This window comes from Candidatus Neomarinimicrobiota bacterium, from assembly GCA_021734025.1.
GTDB lineage: Bacteria > Fidelibacterota > JAANXI01 > JAANXI01 > JAANXI01 > JAANXI01.
Genome location: JAIPJS010000015.1, coordinates 14,578 through 35,987 on the forward strand (window position 1 = coordinate 14,578; position 21,410 = coordinate 35,987).

The following is a 21,410-nucleotide window of genomic DNA, read 5'->3' on the forward strand; positions in this document are numbered from 1 at the left end:
AAAGCTGTGTCTTATCGCACATAGGTAAATTTTCCGGTTTTGGTCACCCCTCCCGCTGTAATTTTGTAAAAGTACATACCCGAAGGGACATTTGCCTCAGGTTTCCAGAGAAAAAAACATTGGTTGCATCGATTTTGCTGGATCTCCATATGCTGTCCCCGCAGATTGAACACTTCAAACGAAACCTCATTGAACTCCACGTCCTCCGGGATGGTGTACTCGACGAATGCATACCCGTTAAACGGATTCGGATATGCATGTGAAACGACGGCGCCGGAATCCATTTTCATCCCGTAACAAAGCGCTTCCACAGCATTCACCAATCCCCATCCGATATCGTTATTCGGCATATCAAAATTACCCGCAGTCATCATGAGAGCGTCACGGACTTGCACCGGCGACCAGTTCGGATGCCCTTCCAGAAGCAACGCGGCGACTCCCGCCACTAGTGGTGTACTCAAGGAAGTGCCGCTCGATGAGCTATAAGTTGAATCATTAGTCCCTTTAGCAAAGATTGTCCCGACCCCCTGGGCAACGACTTCTGGTTTAATGCGGCCGTCATAGGTGGGCCCCCGGGAGCTGAATCCGGCCACCATCCCCTTGGAATCCACGGCTCCCACGGTTATAACCGAATCCGCATCCGCCGGCGCAATGATATGTCCCCAGGAATTATCGTTCGCGTTCCCGGCGGCCGTGACCACGGTGACTCCCAGACGGATAGCTTTTTCAACCGCTCTGGTAGTGACTGCCGTATTCCCGTCCATGTCGGAAAATTCGTACCAATCATAATATCCCAGCGATGAAGAGGCCACATCGGCGCCCAGGCGTTCGCCCCATTCCAGCGCCTCAACATAATAGTCCTCCTCCACCTGAATTTCTTGATCGTAGATTTCCGTCTTAGCTAATAAGAATTTACATTTGTACGCCGGTCCATATAGCAAGCTATCAACTGCGGCGCCAAGGATGGATGCCGTAGCCGTCCCGTGATTGTGCTGCGCCGGATGATCGCCGGGCTGATTTTTCGTCGTGTCGTCATCCTGTATAAAATCGTGTTCGGCCAGAATGCGATTTCCCCGGAACACCTGGTGATCCGTATTGTATCCGGTATCGATCATCAGGACGATGACGCCCTCTCCGGAATATCCGGTTGCGTGGGCTGTCGGTACATTGATTTGTTCTAATTGTCCCTCGCTTAAACCGTACTCCCTCACTGAAGGAATGGTTGACGGTTTTCTGAAACCCCGTTCCGGTACGTTGGACATCTCTAGTACTCTCCGTGTCCTGGTTCGCATTAGTTCCACGGATCGGACAAACGGATAATTTGACAAATTCGAAACAGCGCCAGCCTCAACCTCTACGCTAATACCATTGAACCACCGGCTTGTAGCCCGGTGTATCTGCACCCCTGGCTGACGAAGGATTTTCTCGATGTATTCGGTGTGGACAGGGATGTCATCATATAGCATCCACCGGGTTATGTTTCCCCGCTGTTGCCGACGCTCTTGTGCACGAGCGCTGATGCTTTCTCTGGCTTGAGCCAACGCTTTGGAAAAACCCTGTTGGGTCTGAAATCCTTTGTCGGTAAAGTAGACCCATATTTTCACGACTTCATCGGCAGAGTAATGAGTCAGATACTGTTTCAGCGTTTTCTGAATTACGGGATGCTCTTTGGGGGTAATATACTGTCCGGCCTGGAGGTATGCCCCAAAAACGAGAAGTGCGCTAAGAACAAACCAACGAATTAGTATGAAAGTTTGGGTAAACATCACCCGCACAATACACTCCCTCCGTTCACGTTCAGGATTTCACCGGTGATATAAGATGCTGCATCAGATGCTAAAAATAGCACTGACGCCGCAATTTCCTCCGGTTTGCCGACCCGCCCCAGTGGAATATTTCCGCTAATGCGTTCCAGCCCTCCATCCACGTATGCCGGTGCGGCCATTTCGGTATCCACCCAGCCAGGTGCCACGCAGTTGACCCGGACTCCCCTGGAAGCCAACTCCGAGGAGAGCCCTTTCGTGAATGCGATGATACCGCCCTTGGATGCGCCGTAATGGGAATAATGCGCTTCGCCCCGTTGACCGGCGGTGGACGAAATATTGATAATATTATCACCCCGGTCACCATCAAGATATTTGTGGACAGCCTTACAAACATTATAGGTCCCGGTCAGGTTGACATCCATGGTCTCCTGCCAGACCTCAGGCGTCATATCCCGCAGAAAGCTTTCCGTCCAGATGCCGGCATTGTTGACCACAATGTCAATCTGCCCAAAATGTTCTATCACCGTTTCCACCATTGACTCCACCTCATCAAATGAGCGAACGTCACACTGAAAAGCCCGGGCGGTTTTTCCATTAGTGGATATCGCATTAACGGTTTCTTCCGCTTCCTTACTCCGCATACGATAATTCACGGCTACCCTGGCTCCGTATTGCGCAAACATTTCGGAGATAGCGCGCCCGATGCCCCGGCTGCCGCCGGTGACCAATACCACCTTATCCTGAAATCCGATCATTCGTCTGTGTCCTTCTGTTCTTTAAATTCCAAATCTTCCGGTTTGATTTCCTCAGACTTCTCCGGTCTGCGCCAGATCAGGAGAATCACCCCCAGTATGATGAACAATACCGGCCACCAGTCTGCCAGGAAGGAGTCCCGGAACCAGAACACCAGCGCAATCACAGTTAAGATAAACGCCGGCACTAATGTCCCCGAGTCCTTTTCTCCCAGGAGATACATCAGCCAGAATCCCACCGCCGGGGCCAACACATAGATAGGCCAGCTCGCGTGCAGAAACCAGAACTGGCATCCTAATATCACCAGGATAGATCCGGGCAGGAGCAGACCGGTTTGCCGGCGGTCAACCACCCATCCAAGGAAAAAGGAGACACCAAGACCCAGTAGAACAATCGGCCACCATTTGTGGACGTGGATGACATTCAAATTGTTGAGTAAAAACAACGTGCCAAGTATTACCAGCAGAATTCCAATGGTGATATTCCTATTTTTTTCCACCATCATCTCTCCTTTCCGTTTTCAAGGTACTGGTTTATAGAATTCACAGGCTGTAAACCATTTTTTGGTGCCGGATGCCGGCTTCCATAAAGACTTGACCAACTTCCTGAAACCCTGCCCGCTCGTAATACTTCACGGCATCAATTTGTGCATTCAGTGTAATTTCAGCAAAACCCTGACGACGTGCATAGTCGATCATAGCATCCAGCAACCGGGTTCCGTACCCTTTGTTCCTGTGAGGTTCCAGGACCGCCATTCGTTCAAACTTAACGGTGTCATCACTCAGCGGACGAAATCGTCCGGTACCGATGGTTGAATCGTTCAGGTGCAGCAAAAAGTGTGTTGATTCCTCACCGCGTCCGTCACGCTCCAGATCAACCGGGACATCCTGTCCTCTGATAAACACTTCCTCCCTGATCTCCATCGCACGCTGCAGTTCTTTTTGTGTCTCGACGATACTGGTGGTAAGTTTATTCCTATCCATTGGTGTGGTATAAATGTAGATGAAATTGAAAGTAACGACAAGACAACTTTACATTGGGAGTATTCATGAACATTGCACTCGTGACAGGCGCTTCATCGGGACTCGGCTGGGAATTTGCCCGGCAGATTGATTCCGATTTTTCGCTGGATGAAATTTGGCTCGTTGCCCGGCGAAAGGACCGTTTGCACGAGCTTGCCTCCGGACTGAAAACCGCAGCGAAAGTTTTTCCACTGGATCTGAGAGAGCCGGAGTGCCTTCAATATTTGGGCGATGGACTGGCGGAAAACCAACCTCACCTCAGACTTCTGGTGAACAACGCAGGATTCGGTAAACGCGGCAGATTTTCCGACATTCCATTAGCACCTCAGCTGGATATGATCGACTTGAATATCCGCGCCCTGGTACACCTCACCTACCTGGGGCTGGAATATATGGACGCCGGTGATCGGATTATTCAGGTAGCCTCATCAGCTGGTTTTCTTCCGATGGGGAATTTTGCAACGTATTCCTCTACAAAGGCGTTCATTATTAACTTTTCCACTGCCCTTGGCGCAGAACTTCATGAACGCGGTATCACCGTGACTGCGGTCTGCCCGGGTCCCGTTGACACCGAATTTCAATCAGTCGCCGGCAGTAAAGATCGGCCACAATTAATCAACGCCACAGCCCAGGATGTGGTCACGAAAGCAATGCAGGATCTGAAACGCAGTCGGTCGTTTTCGATATACGGATTTATAGTTAAACTCGTCCCCGTACTTGCGCGTATTGCCCCGCGGACGTGGCTGGCAAAACTGAATATTGAATAAAACAAAACGCCCGCCCGGTATTCCCGGACGAGCGTTTACTAAATCCCCTGACTTATATCAGAGTTATGCTTCCTTCAGCAGGCTCACGATATTTGTCACCATCTTCTTGGCGTCGCCGAACAGCATCATAGTTTTGTCTTCATAAAAGAGCGGATTGTCCACTCCGGCGAATCCGGGACTGAGACTCCGCTTGATGATCATTACGCGTTCAGCCTGATCCACATTCAGAATCGGCATACCATAGATGGGACTCTCGGTTTCCGTCCGCGCCGCCGGATTGGTTACATCGTTGGCGCCGACAACCAGGGCCACATCTGCGCTCTGAAACTCATCGTTGATTTCATCCAGATCCATGAGCAGATCATACGGTGTATTCGCCTCGGCCAGGAGCACGTTCATATGCCCAGGCATCCGCCCTGCGACGGGGTGAATCCCGAACATCACCTTCACACCTGTCTCCTGCAATAGCTCTACCATCTCCTGGAGAACATGCTGTGCCTGAGCAACGGCCAAACCGTATCCCGGTACAATGATCACCTTGTTGGCATTTTCCAGCAGCACCATAGCATCAGTGGCTGTATATGCGGTGACATTCTTATCCTGCGGGCCGCCGCCACCGCCCCCGTCTGTTCCGACAGCGCCGAACAGCACGTTGTACAGCGACCGGTTCATGGCGTCGCACATCAGGAAGGTCAGAATCAGTCCCGCTGCGCCGACCAGCGCGCCGCTGACGATAAGCACTTCGTTCATCAGCACGAAACCGGTTGCGGACGCCGCCAGCCCCGAGAACGAGTTCAACAGCGAGATGACCACCGGCATATCAGCGCCACCAATAGGAATGACCATGGTAACACCAAGCAGGGCCATCATGGCTAATACAATGTAAAAATAGATGGGATTCATTGGCGTGATAACGCCCAGTACGGCAATCACCACTGTCGCCAGAATAAACAGCCCGTTCATCCCGTTATGGAACGGAAACACGATTGGGGCGCCCCGGACTAATCCCTGGAGCTTGGTAAACGCCACCACGCTTCCAAAGAAAGTGATAGTACCAATAATTATACTGATCGCGATAGTGATCTCCGTCTGGCCACCGGCAACCAGCGCAGACTCATCCATCAGATGGTAATACTCAGCCAGTGCCACCAGCGTGGATGCGCCACCGCCAAATCCGTTGAATATCGCTACCATCTGTGGCATATCGGTCATCTTGACGGTTCGGGCAGCCACACCACCAAGGAGTCCACCACCAACCAACCCTACGATGATCCAGGTGTAGCTAATGATATCCTGATGGAACAGCGTCACCACCACGGCGATGAGCATACCGAGCGAGGCAAACAGGTTACCGCGGCGGGCAGTCTTTGGCGATCCCAGGTCTTTCAACCCAAAGATGAAAAATACAATCGAGAGCAGATACAGCAGCTTCGTAACTAGTTCCTGTGTCGTTAGTTGATCCATTACACTCCCGCCTTACTTTTTATCTTTTTTAAACATTTCCAACATCCGATCGGTCACCAGGAATCCACCAATCACATTAATCGTGGCAAACACCACGGCAGCGGTTCCGAGGATGGTGGTCATCGGCCCGGCTTCCATTCCGGCGCTGATCACCGCACCAACCAGGGTGATCCCGGAGATGGCATTGGCGCCGGACATTAACGGTGTGTGTAACAGCGGCGGTACCTTGGTAATCACTTCGAACCCGGTAAAAATCGCCAGCACAAATATATAAAGCGCGACGAGTAATGTCCCTGTCATGCTTATTCTCCCTCCTCATTTACGGCGTTGCGAACCATCTCGTTGCGAATGTCCCCTCCGTCGGTCATGCACGTATCGCTCACGATCTGGTCGTCAAAGTTGAACTCCCTGGAATCTTCCTTGTAGAGCACATCCAGGAAATTGCTGATGTTTTTGGAAAACATCTGGCTGGCGTGCTGCGGCAGTTCCGACGGCAGATTCAGCGGTGTATGAATTGTCACACCATACTTTTCCACCGTTTCCCCAGGCTCTCCGGCTTCACAATTTCCACCGTTTATCCCGGCGAGGTCAATAACGACCGATCCATTTGCCATAGATTTCAGCATATCCTCGGTGACCAGTATCGGCGCTTTCTTTCCAAAGATGAGCGCTGTCGTGATGATTACGTCCATCCGCTTGGCCTGCTTTCCGATGGCTTCCAATTCCTTCTGGTAAAATTCTTCCGTTATTTCCTTGGCGTATCCGCCTTCGGTTTCGGCGTCCTCCGGCAGTTCCATCTCGATAAACCGGGCGCCGAGGCTCTCCACCTGCTCCTTCACCGCAGGGCGCGTATCAAAGGCCGCCACCTTGGCTCCGAGTCGTTTACATGTCGCGATAGCTTGTAATCCTGCTACACCGGCACCGATGATCAGTGCATTAGCCGGCGGAATAGTCCCGGCAGCCGTCATCAGCAGCGGAAAGAACTTCGGTAATGATTCTGCTGCCATCAACCCGGCCTTATAACCGGCCACCGTACTCATGGAGCTCAAAATATCCATGTTCTGTGCCCGCGTAATCCGGGGCAAAAACTCCATGGAAAATGCGGTCACTTTGTTGTTTGCCAGCTTGCGGATAACATCGGTGTTATGCAGCGGATCCAGCATCCCGATGACTGCTGTGTTCTCCCCCAGCATTTCCGCTTCGTGCTTGCCGATATCTTTATTCTGCGATAAGGTGTTCACCTTGATCACCAAATCGCTCTCACCATAAATCTGTGCTGGGCTGTCGGCAATACTTGCGCCGGCCTCTGTGTAATCCTCATCGGAAAAACCGGATGCCTTCCCCGCATCATTTTCTACTACAACCTGGAAATCTTCACTCGCCAGGTCCTGAATATTGCCGGGAATAAGTGCCACCCGATTTTCACCGGCAATTATCTCCCTGGGAATCCCAATTTTCACACGCTACTCCTTTCCCTTGACGATCTTAATACCACTCTGTTTCTCCCACTATCTCCTGAAGTATAAGGTTCGTTTTGCAAACCGTATACCATAATCTCATTCATTCGATTATGCAATCTATAATGCCGTGTATATGTTGTCAATGGACATATCTAAGTAGATAAGAATTCAATATTTGCCGGAACCGGTTTTTCTCGCTTTTTTTCAATTTCACGAAGATTACGTCATTTGGGTATTAAAATTGAAAAACCACAGGACGGCTCCTGTGGTTTTTCTAAAGTTTGAATTCTATGGATTTTGGTATAGTCGCCCTTTACCGACCGCTAAAAATACCTGTTCGGTATTCACTTTAAACACCTGAGGACTCTCCCATAAATTTATTCTTTTGCTTTTTAAAATATTCATCATCCGGCTGGAGCTCGATACATTTGTTTATAATTTTCACTGCTTGCGCAGTTTGGCCTAGTTTCCAGAGCACTTCGGCCTGGGTATCCAGGATTTGAGCCCGTGTCTGCGGATCCGCAGATTTCGTCATCTCCACGGCCTGTTCCGCTTTAGCCAAAGCATCTTTCAGGTTGGTATCCAGTTCCGCCATCCGCCAGGCATATCCGTTCAGCAGGCTGGGAGTAACTTCCCCTTGCGCCCGCGCCGTTTTGACCATTGCCTGAAATGTTTCGATTTCCTGTTCAATATTACCGGCATTACGGTGGAGGCTTAACAACGTGTTATATGCATCCATCTGTTGGGGCGCTTCGGGATATGCATCGATGAATCCTTGTAGCGGGCTTGGCTTCCCAGTAGCCATCGCCTGATATTGTGCAATCTTAAACTCAGCGCGGATGTACTGCTCCGATCCTTCTTCGGTTAGACTTCGAATCCTTTGCCACAATTCCGGAATTCGCTCACTCGTACGGTTCCGCTGCTCCACTTTTTCGGCAAAACGGATCAGCAAGTCCGAATCTTCCGGATTCTGATCAACCTGTTCTTCCAGAGATTGGTAGGTATTCTTACCCTGATTAATCCGCTGAATCTCTTCCAGCCAGCGTTTAATAGGCAGGTACCCAACAATCCGGTCAACTTCTTCTCCGGACCTATTGACGAATACCGTAGTCGGATATCCTCTGACATTAAACTGCTTCGCCAGATTCACGCCATTGCCCTTTTCGGCGTCAATCTTCATTGGTACAAAGTGTTCGGATGTAAATTCGATGACATTCTCATCGTGGAACGCTTCGGCATCCAGCCGCTTACACCAGCTTCACCACTCGGTCTTAAAGAAGATCATGATCTGCTGGCTTCCGGCATTTTCCTGTGCCTCGGCAAAAGTGCCGTCGTACCAGGGCATTTCGTTCTCAGAGAGCCGTTTATCTTTACAGCCCATGAAAATCAGCGCCAGGACAACCGGTAAAAATAAAAGTTTTTTCATGGCCTATCCTTGTCTTGAGTTTTAATTCGGTTACAGATAATTAGTATAAAACGAAAAGGAGGATTTTACTACCCTTTTCTCCGGGGAAGCTCCAGGCTGAATAAACAATAGTATGCAGTCCGCTTGCACTGGAACACAGGCTAAGATGATACCCACTGATTTAAAAAAACAGATTAAACACCGAAATACACCGAAGACACTGAAATAACTCAACAAAAAACGAACGACAAACATCTAACAAAAACCACAATTAAGAGTAAGATTATCCCATAGAGTTCCCTTCGGGATGATTAGGGAAACGTGCAACCATAACACTGTAGCACGATAACACACTAACACTTGAACACACTTTTACTGTAACACTGTCGTTATTCTCTGGAAAGCCCTTTCGCAGATCGTTATTTTATGTAGTTATATACGCAATATCCGGAACGGAGGCACATTCATGGACAAGGTCATTCATATCAAATCGCAATTGCAGTGCAAACCGCAGCGGGCGTTCGAGATGTTTACGGTCAACCGCCACATTGTGCGCTGGCTGGCGCCCAAGGCCGACGTGAAACCGGAAGTCGGCGGCCGGTATCACATCTACTGGGACAAAGATGATCCGGAAAAAAACAGCTCCCACGGCTGTGTTATCACTGCCATTGAACACGGCCGATTTCTGTCGTTTAACTGGAACAGCTTTCCACAATTTGAGGAGTTTATGACGGATGCCGATCCCAAAACCCATTGCGTCGTCTTTTTTATGCCGGTTCCTGACTCACCGGAGACAACCGACGTCCATCTCATCCACTCCGGTTGGAAGGGTTCGCCGAATTGGGACGACGCCCGGCTATGGTACGAGAGCGCCTGGAAAAAGTCGTTTAAAAACCTGGAGTGGCAAATTAACGGATAGGGAAAATCGATGGGCACCATTCCTTCCAAGGATGAAGTCCTGAAGCGCCTTCGAAACATTCCGGGAGTCGGTGAAGCCATCTCGGAAGATCTCTGGAATCTCGGGGTTCGCGACGTTACGGATCTCCGCGGTGCGGATCCGGAAACCCTGTATAACAATCTCTGCGATTTTCACCAACGGGAGATCGACCGGTGCATGCTGTATGTACTGCGATGTGCCGTCTACTTTGCGAGCACCGAAGAACATGATCCGGACTTATTGCGTTGGTGGGTGTGGAAAGATAGATCCCTGAAGCAACTATTGAACCGGTGACTTTTGGTTGAACGGTCACCTCCTTCCCGGCATTTTTTTCAAAAACGTCGGAATTGTATAGAAAAACAGTCAAATATTCGCAGAAAGCGTTTTTCAACAGGTGAAGATTCCTTATCTTACGCCTGTTTCCCCCCAAACAGACAGAATTGAGCAGAAACTCGAAACCGTGAAGTGAGCAGTATGAAAGTCATAAAATTCGGCGGGTCATCCATTAGTACCACCGAGCGGGTGGAAAACGTGATTCGCCTCATTGATGAGGCAAACAAGGATGATTCGATTGCCGTTGTCTTTTCGGCGTTCGGCGGGGTCACGGATCAGCTGATTCGCCTGAGTGAAATGTGCTCGGTGGGCGACGAGGCCTATACCGAGGAGCTGCAGGAACTTGAAGAACGGATTTTCCGGTTCGCCAAGACCCTGATCCGTGCAAAAAACCAGAGCAGTGTCTTCGCCCATTTGAAATCCACCCTGAACGAATTGGAGGACGTCCTCCACGGCCTCACGCTCATCCAGGAACTGACGGCGCGGACACTGGATTTTATCATGAGTTTCGGTGAGCGGATGTCCACATTTATCATCTGCGAGGCCATGAAAGATCGCGGCATGGATGCTGAATTTGCCGACGCCCGCGAGATGATCAAAACCGACGAGACCTTCGGTGCGGCCAGGGTAAACTTCGAGCTCACGAACCGAAAGATCCGCGAATACTTCGAATCCCGGACTGCGCTCCAGGTGATTACCGGGTTCATCGGCGGGACCCCCAAAGATGAAACTGCGACACTTGGCCGAAGTGGCTCAGATTACACCGCATCGATTTTCGGTGCGGCGCTGGATGCCGACGAGGTGGAAATCTGGACGGACGTGAACGGTATTATGACCGCCGATCCCCGAAAAGTGCCGGACGCATTTCCGTTGGATCACGTGACCTACGAAGAGGCCATGGAGATGTCCCACTTTGGCGCAAAGGTCGTGCATCCGTCCTCCATGCAGCCGGCGTTCGAAAAGAATATCCCCATACGAATTCGCAATACCTTCAGGCCTGATTTTGACGGCACAGTTATTAGCGCTGATGCAAAAGAGACGCAGCACCGGATAAGTGGTGTTTCCTCGATAGAGGACATTGCGCTTCTTCGGGTTCAGGGCTCGGGAATGATGGGTGTCACCGGTATCTCCGCCCGATTGTTCAGCGCGCTGGCCCGGGCGGACATCAATATAATTCTCATCACCCAGGCCTCGTCGGAACATACCATCTGTTTTGCGGTGACACCGTCCGACGCACATCGCGCCAAAGATGTCATCGAGGATGAGTTTTCTCTGGAAATGCAGGTGAACCAAATCGACAGGGTCGTGGTTGAAAAAGATCTCAGCATAATCGCCGCTGTGGGGGAGAATATGCGCCATACGCCGGGCATCGCCGGGAGTCTGTTTCGCATTCTCGGCAAACATGATGTGAACGTGGTGGCCATTGCCCAGGGATCGTCTGAGCTGAATATTTCTGCCGTGATTTCCAAAGAAGACGAGACGACGGCGCTCAACGCGATTCACTCCACCTTTTTCGAATCGCTCCGCCGGAAAATCAACGTGATACTGGTGGGGACCGGACTCATTGGCGGCACCCTGCTTCGGCAGATCCGGGATCACCGGCATCCGCTGGGCGACGCCTGGAAATTCGATATCCGGGTGACCGGGCTGGCCAACAGCCGGAAGATGCTGTTCGATCCCAACGGCATTCCGCTGGAGAACTGGCAGGACACGCTGGAGCAATCCAGTCAGGCGTCAGATATTGATATCCTGTTTGAGAATTCACGGAAATACAACCTCACAAACTGCATTTATGTGGACTGTACTGCGAGCGAGCAGGTCGCGCAGACGTATCCCAAGTTTATCGAACACCGGATTCCGGTGGTGGCAGCCAATAAGAAAGCTGCCTCAGGGACCTTGGAATACTACCACCGGCTGAAGCAATTGTCCCACACGCTGGATACGCCGTTCCTCTACGAAACCAACGCCGGAGCCAGTCTGCCGATTATCCAGACCATCGAACAGCTGCGGGATACCGGCGATTCGATCCTGAAGATCGAGGCAATACTCTCCGGGACGCTGAGTTATATTTTTAATATATTCGACGGCGAAACGCCGTTTAGCGAAATTGTCCGCCATGCCAAAGAGAAGGGATACACCGAGCCGGATCCCAGGGATGACCTCGATGGAATGGACGTCGCCAGGAAACTGCTGATCCTGGCCAGGGAATCCGGATACGAACTAGAGATGGATGAATTGGTCATTGAAGATTTTCTGCCGAATGAAAGTTTTGAAGTCGATGGGATCGACGAGTTTTTCGAGGCCCTGGAAGATGCGGACTCCGCAATGACCGAGCGCGTTAAAACGGCACAACAGTCCGGGAAAGTACTCCGGTACATCGCATCTCTGGACGGAAACTCTGCCAAAATCGGCCTGCAGGAAGTGGCTCAGGATCATCCCTTCTACACAATCGGCGGCGGCGATAATATCGTGGCGTTTACCACGGAGCGATATAATGAAACACCATTGGTAGTAAAAGGTCCCGGCGCAGGCGCAGAAGTCACTGCCGCCGGCGTGTTTGCCGATATCGTACGGGTGGCAAAATTACAGAAACAATAATTTCGACCGGCAGTAAGCAGACTGCGAGGATAAAAAAATGAGCCGCAAAGGACGCGAAGAGTGCACGAAGAAAATAAAAACGGTAAACAGTTTCAATCACAATTTTACCCCGTTTAGCATTCGCGCGAACAGAATTGTGATGAAGGATGAGGGGAGCACCCCGGGTTTGAGCCTGGGGATTATGATGTAAAATATAATAAATAGTATGGCCTGGGATTTTCCGATGGACGGTTGGGAAATCCTGAGAGAGATATTTGAAATACACAACTTTATGAACAAACGGATACGAAAATGAATGAAAAAAAAATACCGGTTGGAATACTCGGCGCCACAGGAATGGTTGGCCAGCGATTTGTGACACTGCTGGCGGATCATCCGTGGTTTGAAATTGTCAATGTTGCAGCCTCCGCCCGTTCGGCGGGGCAAACCTATGCAGAAGCGGTTGACGATCGGTGGACTCACAATGATCCAATCCCGGCGAATGTTGCCGGACTGGAAGTGTACGATGCGGTTGCTGACAGGGAAAAGATCGCGGCTCAGGTGGCTTTTGTCTTCTCTGCCATGAGCCTGGACAAAGCGCAGGTACGCAAACTGGAAACCGACTATGCCGCTTCGGAGACTCCGGTTATCTCCAACAATTCCGCGCATCGTTGGACGGAAGACGTGCCGATTTTTATTCCGGAGGTGAACCACAGCCACACCGATCTCATCGATATCCAGCGCAAGAATCACGGCTGGCGCAGGGGGTTTATCACCGCCAAGCCAAATTGCTCTATCCAGTCATATGTGCCGATACTCGCGGCACTGAAGGAATACGAGCCCGAACAGGTGATCGTTTCGACGTATCAGGCCATATCCGGTGCGGGAAAGACTTTCGAGACGTATCCGGAGATTACGGACAATGTGATTCCGTACATTAGCGGCGAGGAAGAAAAATCGGAGCAGGAACCTTTAAAGGTTATGGGCAACCTGAACAACGGACGCCTGGAGATGGCTGAGAAGCCGGCTATTTCTGCAACCTGCATACGGGTGCCGGTGGTGGACGGTCATCTTGCAGCTGTCCAGATAAAGTTCGGGAAACCGGCGGAGCAGGAGGAACTGATCGAGGCGATACGATCTTACGATAATCCCATCGCTGCGCTGGACCTCCCCTCTGCCCCGGATCCTTTCCTGACATATTTTAACGAGGATGATCGCCCCCAGACCAAGCTGGATCGGGACATCGGGAACGGCATGGGCATCGCCGTGGGGCGACTCCGGGAAGATCCGATCCTGGATTACAAATTCGTGGCCCTCTCCCACAATACCATTCGCGGGGCCGCCGGGGGCGCAGTACTGACCGCTGAAATGTTGGTTAAAAAAGGGTATTTAGATTAAGGGCAGTGTTAATGTGTTCGGGTGTTTAAGTCTTCATGTATACAACCGCAGAATTTTCTGATGAACATGAACACTAGTTAACTCTAACACAATAACACGATAACACTTTTGTTACCCGAACACATGAACACTAGAACACTATAACACTGCAATACATGGAATCCATACGCGTATTCGCTCCAGCAACTGTCGCCAATGTGGCGGCAGGATTCGATATTCTGGGATTCGCCGTGAACGAACCCGGCGATGAGGTCACGATCCGTGCTACCGGAAAAAACCAGGTCATCATGAATAAAATCGAAGGTGATGGCGGCAAACTCCCGACCGACCCGATGAAGAACACCGCCAGCATCGCCGTGATCAAACTGCTGGAGGACCTCGAGAGCCAACAGGGATTCGAGATTGATCTGGTCAAGCGCATGCCGCTCGGAAGTGGTATGGGTTCGAGCGCAGCGAGCTCCGTGGCAGCCGTCTACGCCACAAATCAGTTACTGGGCGCTCCCCTGACAGCGGAAGAGTTGCTTCCGTTTGCCATGGAGGGCGAACGCATCGCCTGCGGTGCAGGACATGCGGACAATGCCGCACCATCTCTGCTTGGAGGATTTGTTCTGATCCGGAGTTACGAACCGCTGGACGTGGTTCGGATTCCAACGCCGGACACGCTGTATTGCTCTATCCTGCATCCCCAGATTGAAGTGCTTACCGATGACGCCCGTAAAATTCTGAAGCGGCATATACTGCTCAAAGATGCCATCGTCCAGTGGGGTAACGTAGCCGGGCTGATGACCGGCCTCATCCTGGAAGACTTTGCCCTGGTGGGCCGATCAATGCGGGACGTGATTATCGAGCCGGTGCGCTCCCTGCTGATTCCCGGATTTGACGAAATCAAACAGGCCGCCATCGATGCCGGCGCCCTTGGATGCAGCATCTCCGGATCAGGGCCGTCGCTCTTCGCGCTGAGTACGTCGGAAGAGACAGCCTCAAATGCCGGAAAAGCGATGCAGGAGGCCTGCGGGAAAAACGACATCGAGAGCGAGATTTACGTCTCCCCCATTAATCAGGAAGGCCCGAGAATCCTCGACTGATGCAACTCTACAGCACTGAAAATCGACACACCGCCGTTTCCCTCCGCACAGCCGTTTTGGAAGGCATGCCCAGCGATGGCGGTCTCTACATGCCTGCTGCGGTACCGGAACTCTCCCCGGACTTTTTTCAGCAACTGGGTTCACTCAGTTTTCAGGATATTTCCTACCGGATTGCTTCCGAATATTTCCAGGATGAAATCCCGGACCAGGCTCTCCATTCTCTGGTGAATGATGCCGTGAATTTCGATGCGCCAGTCGTCCATATTCACGATAATATTCATACACTTGAACTGTTTCATGGCCCGACCCTGGCATTCAAAGATTTCGGCGCCCGGTTCATGGCCCGGGTCATGTCGTGGTTTATTCGCAACGAAGACACCGAAGTAACTATCCTGGTAGCGACCAGCGGCGATACCGGGAGTGCCGTTGCACATGGATTTCTCGGCGTGCCGGGGATCCGTGTGGTGATTCTCTATCCCGGCGGCAAAGTCAGTAAAATCCAGGAGCAGCAGTTTACGACGCTCGGACAGAATATCACCGCCCTGGAGATCGACGGAAATTTCGATGACTGCCAGCGACTGGTCAAAGCGGCATTCGTGGATCCGGCGCTGAACGAATCTCTGGAATTAACTTCGGCTAATTCCATCAATATCGCCCGGCTGATCCCACAATCCTTTTATTATGTCCATGGATATGCGCAAATCTGTGAGCCGGGAGACCAGCCGGTGATTTCTGTGCCCAGCGGAAACTACGGTAATCTGACTGCCGGGCTATTGGCAAAGCGCATGGGATTGCCGGTGCATCGATTTATCGCAGCGTCGAATGTGAACGACGTGGTGCCGGCATACCTGGATACCGGGAGCTTCGATCCCAGAGCATCGGTCGAAACTATCTCCAATGCTATGGACGTAGGGAATCCCAGTAATTTTGCCAGGATGCTGGACCTTTACGATCACGATCCGGAAAAGATGCGCGATGATATCGTTGGAATGCGTTTCATTGATGATGAAACCAGGCAAGCCATTCAGGGAGTGTACAACTCCACCGGCTATCTGATGGATCCACACGGTGCGGTGGGATATCTGGCGCTAAAAAATTATACGGAATCGCTACGTATATCGAGTCCGGCGATGTTCCTGGAAACTGCTCATCCGGCAAAATTCCTGGAGACTGTCGAACCGCTTATCGAGATGGACATCCCTGTCCCGGCTCGTCTGCAGGAAGCACTGGAGAAGGAGAAAAAATCCATCCCACTTTCCGCTTCACTGGACGATTTGCGAGAATTTTTGATGTCTGACTTGAATTAGGCTTCCTGAGCTACTCTACAGTTTTTACTATTTTTACCCGAACACTTGAACACCTGCCCCAAAAGGCTCCCTTTGGGAAACACTCTAACACTGTTTTATTATTCCTCCGGGAATATGTCCGGATAAATCGACTGGGCGCAATCGGTACAGATGCCGTGGGAAAATTCGGCATCGGAATGGTCCCTGACGTATTCTTCCACCTGGTGCCAGTACCCTTCGTCATCCCGGATTTTCTTGCAGTTTGAGCAAATAGGGATCAATCCGCGCAATGTCTTAATCTTTGCCAGCGAATCTTCCAACTGCGTAATTAGCTTTTCTCGCTCTGCCTCTGCCTGCTTCCTGGCGGAGACATCATGCTTAATAGCAATGTAATTGATAATATTTCCACTCCCATCGATTACGGGCGTGATGGTTTGCTCTTCGGTATAAAGCGAACCATCTTTGCGGCGGTTAATCATCTCCCCTTCCCATACTTTTCCACGGGTAATCGTTTCCCAGAGATTCTCATAAAACGCATCGTCGTGTTTGCCCGATTTCAGGATGCTGGTTGTTTTACCAGTGATATCCGCCTTGGTGTAGCCCGTAAGTTCCGTAAATGCGGGATTAATCCACTGGACTGTACCCTCTGTATCAGTTATTACTATCCCGTTGGCCGCGGCTTTCAAGGCTGTTGACTGCAGAAGCAGCTGCCGGTCCGCCTCCTTCCGTTCCGTAATATCCCGTCCAATGATAACCAAATTCTTTCCTGAACTCTCGTAATGCTCCAGCACGCTTACATTCCACCGGTGCGTGCGTTGGTCCCCGGACTTCCGCTGAATCGTTGTGACAATTTCTGTCGACCGGAGGTCCCCCTTCGAAATCTTTTGGAGCACTTTCTTGACGTCTCTTCTGTCCGGCTCGGAGCCTGGCAGGAGAATAGTTACCGGCTTACCCCGTAATTCAGTTTGCGTGTATCCAGTCACATTTCCCATGCAGGAGTTGGCGTAGCTTATCCGGTCCTGTTCGTCAACCAATATTACCGGATCGGAAATGGCTTCCAGGATAGTATGAGTTGTTAAATTCTTATCGGAATCATTCATATCAAGACCGTCCAGTTAAAAACTATGATATCGTCAATAGCCCCCGCGTATATAACGGAATTTGGAGTATAATACAATAAATCAAATTAAGCAGATGTAACTTACAGAACTTTTTTGGAAAAATATCAGGTATCCGGATTTCGGCCAACACCCCGGATAGTCTTGAAGGTCTAAGAGCCACATTGTATTATGTATTTATATCTGGAAATAATTTAACGGAAAGTGGTGTTCTTCAAATGCTTAAGTGGTTTCCATGGAAATATCTTATCCGGGTCATCGCACGCCGGCACGGATTTCTTGATCCCATCGGATTTTTAGCAAAGCTGCGTCAATTTGCACAACCATCGGAAGTATCTGAACCGATTGAGCTCCTGCGGGCAGGTGCACTGTTTCACGCCCGGGGACTTATTAATGCACGTACCATCCAACAAAACCTCGACTGGATTTGGCCTTACTGGGTCAATAACCAATTTGATCCTCAAAGCTCATCGTTTCAACCACGGGCATTCTCATTTAGTCACGTGAATTTAACCCACCGGAACTGGACGGCCGTTGGTTTACCAGGCAGCGATGCGTACCCTGTGGTTGATCCCAGAGGATTAGTTACGCCGTTATGGGATGGCTGGTCGCTCGACGCCTGGCTTATTCCGGCAAACGGCGATAACCTGATTCCCGCAGAGATGGATGATGACGTGGATCAGCATTTAGATTTTTCCGGCGGACTTGCCATTCGGACCGCCAGCCGGACGGAACAGCACTCACTCGGCAGTAATGTCAGGATGGAGCTGGAGGATGATAAACCCGTCTGCCGTATTCAATACGACGGCATAAGTGATTCCGGAGGGTGGCTGGCAATTGGTCTCCGCCCCTATAATCCGGAAGGCGTTAGTTTTATCAATGATATTGAGCTGAATGATCACAGGCGCTCAATTACGGTGAACGAGAAAACAGCAGTACACTTCAGCGAACCGGTGGAACGACACCTCTCTTCACGGTACAAAGATGGTGATGTCTTCCGTCGCCTCCCGGACGGGACAGAATCCACCGAAGTCTCCTGCGATGTGGGTATGGCGAATTCAGCATCTCTTTTTGAATTGCAGCCCGGAAAAGACCGAACTGTTTCAGTTTCTATCAACCTGGAAGATGATCCGGAAGTCAAAGAGCGGGATCACTCTCACGTCTATCAAACGTGGGAAGAAAGCCTTGTCGGTACCGCAGAGCTCCAGGTTCCTGATGACCACCTCAAATTTCTGTATGATGCCGCTCTTCGCTCGGTGATCATGTTATCGCCTGATTGGACTTATCCCGGCCCGTATACGTATAAACGGTTTTGGTACCGCGATGCGGTGTTCATCGTCAACGCCCTATTGGCGTCGAATGCCACAGAAAAAGCCCGACAGATCCTTGATCACTTTCCGGAGAAACAAAACGTGTGGGGATATTTCCATTCCCAGGAAGGGGAATGGGATTCCAACGGCGAAGCGCTGTGGGCTTTCGCAAAATATTGTGAATTAACCGGTGAAACACCACCGGACGAGTGGCTAAAATCCATAGTAAAGGGCGGAAAATGGATTGCTCGGAAACGGACCTCCAAAAATTCGGATGCTCTGCATGCCGGCCTTCTCCCTTCAGGCTTCAGTGCAGAGCACTTTGGCAATATCGACTACTATTACTGGGACGACTACTGGAGCGTTGGCGGACTCCGTAGCGCGTCAAGATTATTAAGCCACAATGGGATGGATAGCGAAGCGGCCGAATTTTTGGCAGAAGCCGATGATTTTATGGAAACTATCAACCGAACGCTGGAGAAATCGGAATCTGTCCGGGAGCACCCGGGTATTCCCGCTTCGCCACATCGGCGAATGGACGCAGGTGCCATCGGCTCCGTTGTTGCAGGATATCCACTTCAGCTTTTGCCACCGGATGATGAATCATTGCTTGCCACCATCGATTTCCTGGAAGAAACGAGCTTTCAACACGGCGCCTTTTTTCAGGAAATGGTGCATTCGGGGATGAATGCTTATCTCACGCTGCATATGGCCCAGGTTCTGCTGCGGGCCGGGGATCGGCGCTATCAATCAATGGTGGAAGCGGTGGCCGAACTGGCCAGTCCCACCGGACAGTGGCCGGAAGCAATCCACCCTCATACTCTCGGCGGATGCATGGGTGATGGTCAGCACGGATGGGCCGCCGCCGAGTGGATCGTTATGATTAGAAACATGTTCGTGAGAGAAGAGGATTCCCGTCTTATACTTGGCTCGGGCATTTTTCCCGAATGGCTGGAATCGGAAGCAACTATACGGTTTGGACCTACCCCAACTCCATTTGGCAACATAACCGTTTCCATAGACTCTGATGAGGGAGCCCGGATTGTCCATTGGGATGCCGACTGGCGGAACAAACCGAACACGCTGGAGGTATCACTGCCTGGAGCACCGCCTGAAACAATACAAAACCCGACGGAAACGGGTTTCGTTGAAGTACCGGCGGTAACAGCCTAAGCAGGAGTTGTACAATGAAAATTGTTATGTTCACCAATACCTATACGCCACACGTCGGCGGTGTGGCCGGTTCGGTGCACCAAATTACGGAAGATCTGCAATCCCGTGGTCATCAGGTTATCGTCGTGGCTCCGGAATTCCCGGATATGCCGGAAGATGAACAGAACGTCATCCGCATTCCGGCGATTCAAAATTTCAACGGCAGCGATTTTTCCGTTAGCCTCCCTGCTCCCATCCAACTCCGTGAGCGCCTGGACGATTTTGGCCCGGATATCATTCATTCGCACCATCCATATCTCCTGGGGGACACCGCGCTTCGAATTTCGGCGTCCCGGAACCTGCCGCTGGTATTTACTCATCATACCATGTACGAAAAATACACCCATTACGTCCCGGCGGACTCCCCTCTACTCAAGCGCTTCGTCATTGAACTGTCTATCGGATTCGTGAACCTCTGCGATCATGTCATTGCCCCGAGCGACAGTGTTGCGGATATCATCCGGGAGCGTGGTGCCGAGACCGACATCACCGTAATCCCCACCGGCGTGGATTATGATCGGTTTTCGTCGGGTAATGGCGAACCTGTACGAGAGAAATATGGGATACCTCAAGATGCCTTTCTCCTGGGACATGTGGGACGGCTGGCCCCGGAGAAAAATCTGGAATTCCTGGCGGAAGCAACGGCCAAATTCCTCGAGGACAATCCGAACGCCCATTTTCTAATCGTTGGCGAGGGCCCTTCCGAGGAGCAAATGGAGTATATATTCCAGAATGCGGGAGTGGGTAAGCGCGCTATTTTTACCGGAGTACAGAAAGACCAGAATCTGGTAGACTGCTACACTGCAATGGACGTGCTTGTCTTTTCTTCCAAGAGTGAAACCCAGGGTATGGTTTTAGCCGAAGCAATGGCAGCAGGCTCGCCTGTAGTGGCCCTTGAAGCTCCCGGAGCCAGTGACATAATCCGTAATGGAAAAAATGGCATTTTGTTAGACTCGGAAGACGTGTCAGCTTTTGCAGATGCCATAGCACAAGTGCAAAATCTCTCTCCGGAGACATTCAATTCATGGCTTACCCACGTTAACGAAACCGCTCGGGAATTTTCGGCGGATCGATCTGCAGAAAAAATTATCGAAGTTTACACCACGCTGCATGAAAATGGCCCATATGCACATACGGTAAACGATACCAGCTGGCATCAATTCCTCCGGGCAGTGCAGCGCGAGTGGGATATCTGGGAAAAGCGCATTAATGCAGGCGTTCAGTCGATTTCGCACCAGGAAAAATCCGGGAACTAACAGTCCGGGCAATATTTGCTACACACCACTTCCAATTGTCTGCTATACGAGGGGTAGTTAACTCTGTTTTTTTCCTAATTTCTCTACAAAAAATTTTGAATTCGGAAACTTTTTGGCTACCCTGATGTATGAAGGGAGTCAACAGTTCGTTACCTGCGGGGAAAGATTACGTCAGGTATGACGTGGATCAAAGGATTTAGGAAAAAATCCTATATTTTTGCATATTAACGGACAATTGACCTCTATGGGAGATTATAAACA

19 protein-coding genes are annotated in these 21,410 nt (G+C 50.9%); 9 read left to right on the top strand and 10 right to left on the bottom strand.

Going from position 1 to position 21,410, the window contains the following annotated elements:
• Nucleotides 1–11 precede the first annotated feature (11 nt).
• The 4 genes from K9N57_13855 to K9N57_13870 are packed head-to-tail and all read right to left on the bottom strand — an operon-like array spanning nt 12 to nt 3,502.
• The gene (locus tag K9N57_13855) at nt 12–1,766 is read right to left on the bottom strand and encodes a S8 family peptidase (protein MCF7805265.1); all 1,755 of its coding nucleotides are present in this window, start codon (nt 1,764–1,766) and stop codon (nt 12–14) included.
• Nucleotides 1,766–2,521 carry a 3-oxoacyl-ACP reductase FabG gene (locus K9N57_13860; GenBank protein ID MCF7805266.1) on the bottom strand — a complete coding sequence of 252 codons (756 nt, stop codon included), beginning with the start codon at nt 2,519–2,521 and terminating at the stop codon, nt 1,766–1,768. Before K9N57_13860 ends, K9N57_13855 begins: the two co-directional genes overlap by 1 nt.
• Nucleotides 2,518–3,024 carry a DUF5668 domain-containing protein gene (locus K9N57_13865; protein ID MCF7805267.1) on the bottom strand — a complete coding sequence of 169 codons (507 nt, stop codon included), beginning with the start codon at nt 3,022–3,024 and terminating at the stop codon, nt 2,518–2,520. Before K9N57_13865 ends, K9N57_13860 begins: the two co-directional genes overlap by 4 nt.
• A gap of 37 nt (nt 3,025–3,061) precedes the next feature.
• On the bottom strand, nt 3,062–3,502 hold the full coding sequence (locus K9N57_13870) for a GNAT family N-acetyltransferase (GenBank protein ID MCF7805268.1): 441 nt from the start codon (nt 3,500–3,502) through the stop codon (nt 3,062–3,064).
• A gap of 65 nt (nt 3,503–3,567) precedes the next feature.
• Here K9N57_13870 and K9N57_13875 point away from each other — a divergent pair, with 65 nt between their 5' ends.
• Nucleotides 3,568–4,308, top strand: coding sequence for an SDR family NAD(P)-dependent oxidoreductase (locus tag K9N57_13875; protein MCF7805269.1), 741 nt, complete (start codon nt 3,568–3,570; stop codon nt 4,306–4,308).
• 63 nt (nt 4,309–4,371) lie between these two features.
• Here K9N57_13875 and K9N57_13880 read toward each other — a convergent pair whose 3' ends face one another.
• The 5 genes from K9N57_13880 to K9N57_13900 form a co-directional block, all read right to left on the bottom strand.
• Complete coding sequence (locus K9N57_13880) at nt 4,372–5,772, bottom strand: NAD(P)(+) transhydrogenase (Re/Si-specific) subunit beta (protein ID MCF7805270.1); 1,401 nt, start codon at nt 5,770–5,772, stop codon at nt 4,372–4,374.
• 12 nt (nt 5,773–5,784) lie between these two features.
• A complete protein-coding gene (locus tag K9N57_13885) occupies nt 5,785–6,072 on the bottom strand; it encodes an NAD(P) transhydrogenase subunit alpha (protein MCF7805271.1) in 288 nt (95 codons plus the stop codon).
• Between the two features lie 2 nt (nt 6,073–6,074).
• Nucleotides 6,075–7,232: a Re/Si-specific NAD(P)(+) transhydrogenase subunit alpha gene (locus tag K9N57_13890; protein MCF7805272.1), complete on the bottom strand. Its 1,158-nt coding sequence runs from the start codon at nt 7,230–7,232 to the stop codon at nt 6,075–6,077.
• Between the two features lie 349 nt (nt 7,233–7,581).
• Nucleotides 7,582–8,412 carry a hypothetical protein gene (locus K9N57_13895; protein MCF7805273.1) on the bottom strand — a complete coding sequence of 277 codons (831 nt, stop codon included), beginning with the start codon at nt 8,410–8,412 and terminating at the stop codon, nt 7,582–7,584.
• 78 nt (nt 8,413–8,490) lie between these two features.
• Nucleotides 8,491–8,658, bottom strand: coding sequence for a hypothetical protein (locus K9N57_13900; protein ID MCF7805274.1), 168 nt, complete (start codon nt 8,656–8,658; stop codon nt 8,491–8,493).
• Between the two features lie 445 nt (nt 8,659–9,103).
• On the opposite strand from K9N57_13900, the gene K9N57_13905 reads away from it, so the two are divergent.
• From K9N57_13905 to thrC, 6 genes are all read left to right on the top strand, one after another.
• The gene (locus tag K9N57_13905) at nt 9,104–9,556 is read left to right on the top strand and encodes an SRPBCC domain-containing protein (GenBank protein ID MCF7805275.1); all 453 of its coding nucleotides are present in this window, start codon (nt 9,104–9,106) and stop codon (nt 9,554–9,556) included.
• Nucleotides 9,557–9,565: 9 nt separating this feature from the next.
• Nucleotides 9,566–9,868, top strand: coding sequence for a helix-hairpin-helix domain-containing protein (locus K9N57_13910; protein MCF7805276.1), 303 nt, complete (start codon nt 9,566–9,568; stop codon nt 9,866–9,868).
• 180 nt (nt 9,869–10,048) lie between these two features.
• Nucleotides 10,049–12,505 carry a bifunctional aspartate kinase/homoserine dehydrogenase I gene (gene thrA, locus K9N57_13915; protein MCF7805277.1) on the top strand — a complete coding sequence of 819 codons (2,457 nt, stop codon included), beginning with the start codon at nt 10,049–10,051 and terminating at the stop codon, nt 12,503–12,505.
• 291 nt (nt 12,506–12,796) lie between these two features.
• Nucleotides 12,797–13,882: an aspartate-semialdehyde dehydrogenase gene (asd, locus tag K9N57_13920; protein ID MCF7805278.1), complete on the top strand. Its 1,086-nt coding sequence runs from the start codon at nt 12,797–12,799 to the stop codon at nt 13,880–13,882.
• A gap of 155 nt (nt 13,883–14,037) precedes the next feature.
• Nucleotides 14,038–14,967 (top strand): homoserine kinase, encoded by a 930-nt coding sequence (locus K9N57_13925; GenBank protein MCF7805279.1) that lies wholly within the window; start codon nt 14,038–14,040, stop codon nt 14,965–14,967.
• Nucleotides 14,967–16,274: a threonine synthase gene (gene thrC / locus K9N57_13930; GenBank protein MCF7805280.1), complete on the top strand. Its 1,308-nt coding sequence runs from the start codon at nt 14,967–14,969 to the stop codon at nt 16,272–16,274. The genes K9N57_13925 and thrC overlap by 1 nt, the downstream gene beginning before the upstream one ends.
• 98 nt (nt 16,275–16,372) lie before the next feature.
• Here the strand turns inward: thrC and K9N57_13935 are convergent, their stop codons facing one another.
• Nucleotides 16,373–17,353, bottom strand: coding sequence for a PAS domain S-box protein (locus K9N57_13935; GenBank protein ID MCF7805281.1), 981 nt, complete (start codon nt 17,351–17,353; stop codon nt 16,373–16,375).
• Between the two features lie 236 nt (nt 17,354–17,589).
• Between K9N57_13935 and K9N57_13940 the strand changes: the two genes are divergently transcribed.
• The gene (locus K9N57_13940; protein MCF7805282.1) at nt 17,590–19,854 is read left to right on the top strand and encodes a hypothetical protein; all 2,265 of its coding nucleotides are present in this window, start codon (nt 17,590–17,592) and stop codon (nt 19,852–19,854) included.
• Nucleotides 19,855–19,868: 14 nt separating this feature from the next.
• On the top strand, nt 19,869–21,149 hold the full coding sequence (locus K9N57_13945; GenBank protein MCF7805283.1) for a glycosyltransferase: 1,281 nt from the start codon (nt 19,869–19,871) through the stop codon (nt 21,147–21,149).
• Nucleotides 21,150–21,410 lie beyond the last annotated feature (261 nt).

Excerpts from the sequence above, each read along its gene's own strand:
- K9N57_13855 (MCF7805265.1), bottom strand. The coding sequence starts at position 1,766 with ATGTTTACCCAAACTTTCATACTAATTCGTTGGTTTGTTCTTAGCGCA.
- K9N57_13860 (MCF7805266.1), bottom strand. The coding sequence starts at position 2,521 with ATGATCGGATTTCAGGATAAGGTGGTATTGGTCACCGGCGGCAGCCGG.
- K9N57_13865 (MCF7805267.1), bottom strand. The coding sequence starts at position 3,024 with ATGATGGTGGAAAAAAATAGGAATATCACCATTGGAATTCTGCTGGTA.
- K9N57_13870 (MCF7805268.1), bottom strand. The coding sequence starts at position 3,502 with ATGGATAGGAATAAACTTACCACCAGTATCGTCGAGACACAAAAAGAA.
- K9N57_13875 (MCF7805269.1), top strand. The coding sequence starts at position 3,568 with ATGAACATTGCACTCGTGACAGGCGCTTCATCGGGACTCGGCTGGGAA.
- K9N57_13880 (MCF7805270.1), bottom strand. The coding sequence starts at position 5,772 with ATGGATCAACTAACGACACAGGAACTAGTTACGAAGCTGCTGTATCTG.
- K9N57_13885 (MCF7805271.1), bottom strand. The coding sequence starts at position 6,072 with ATGACAGGGACATTACTCGTCGCGCTTTATATATTTGTGCTGGCGATT.
- K9N57_13895 (MCF7805273.1), bottom strand. The coding sequence starts at position 8,412 with ATGAAGATTGACGCCGAAAAGGGCAATGGCGTGAATCTGGCGAAGCAG.
- K9N57_13900 (MCF7805274.1), bottom strand. The coding sequence starts at position 8,658 with ATGAAAAAACTTTTATTTTTACCGGTTGTCCTGGCGCTGATTTTCATG.
- K9N57_13905 (MCF7805275.1), top strand. The coding sequence starts at position 9,104 with ATGGACAAGGTCATTCATATCAAATCGCAATTGCAGTGCAAACCGCAG.
- K9N57_13910 (MCF7805276.1), top strand. The coding sequence starts at position 9,566 with ATGGGCACCATTCCTTCCAAGGATGAAGTCCTGAAGCGCCTTCGAAAC.
- thrA (MCF7805277.1), top strand. The coding sequence starts at position 10,049 with ATGAAAGTCATAAAATTCGGCGGGTCATCCATTAGTACCACCGAGCGG.
- asd (MCF7805278.1), top strand. The coding sequence starts at position 12,797 with ATGAATGAAAAAAAAATACCGGTTGGAATACTCGGCGCCACAGGAATG.
- K9N57_13925 (MCF7805279.1), top strand. The coding sequence starts at position 14,038 with ATGGAATCCATACGCGTATTCGCTCCAGCAACTGTCGCCAATGTGGCG.
- thrC (MCF7805280.1), top strand. The coding sequence starts at position 14,967 with ATGCAACTCTACAGCACTGAAAATCGACACACCGCCGTTTCCCTCCGC.
- K9N57_13935 (MCF7805281.1), bottom strand. The coding sequence starts at position 17,353 with ATGAATGATTCCGATAAGAATTTAACAACTCATACTATCCTGGAAGCC.
- K9N57_13940 (MCF7805282.1), top strand. The coding sequence starts at position 17,590 with ATGCTTAAGTGGTTTCCATGGAAATATCTTATCCGGGTCATCGCACGC.
- K9N57_13945 (MCF7805283.1), top strand. The coding sequence starts at position 19,869 with ATGAAAATTGTTATGTTCACCAATACCTATACGCCACACGTCGGCGGT.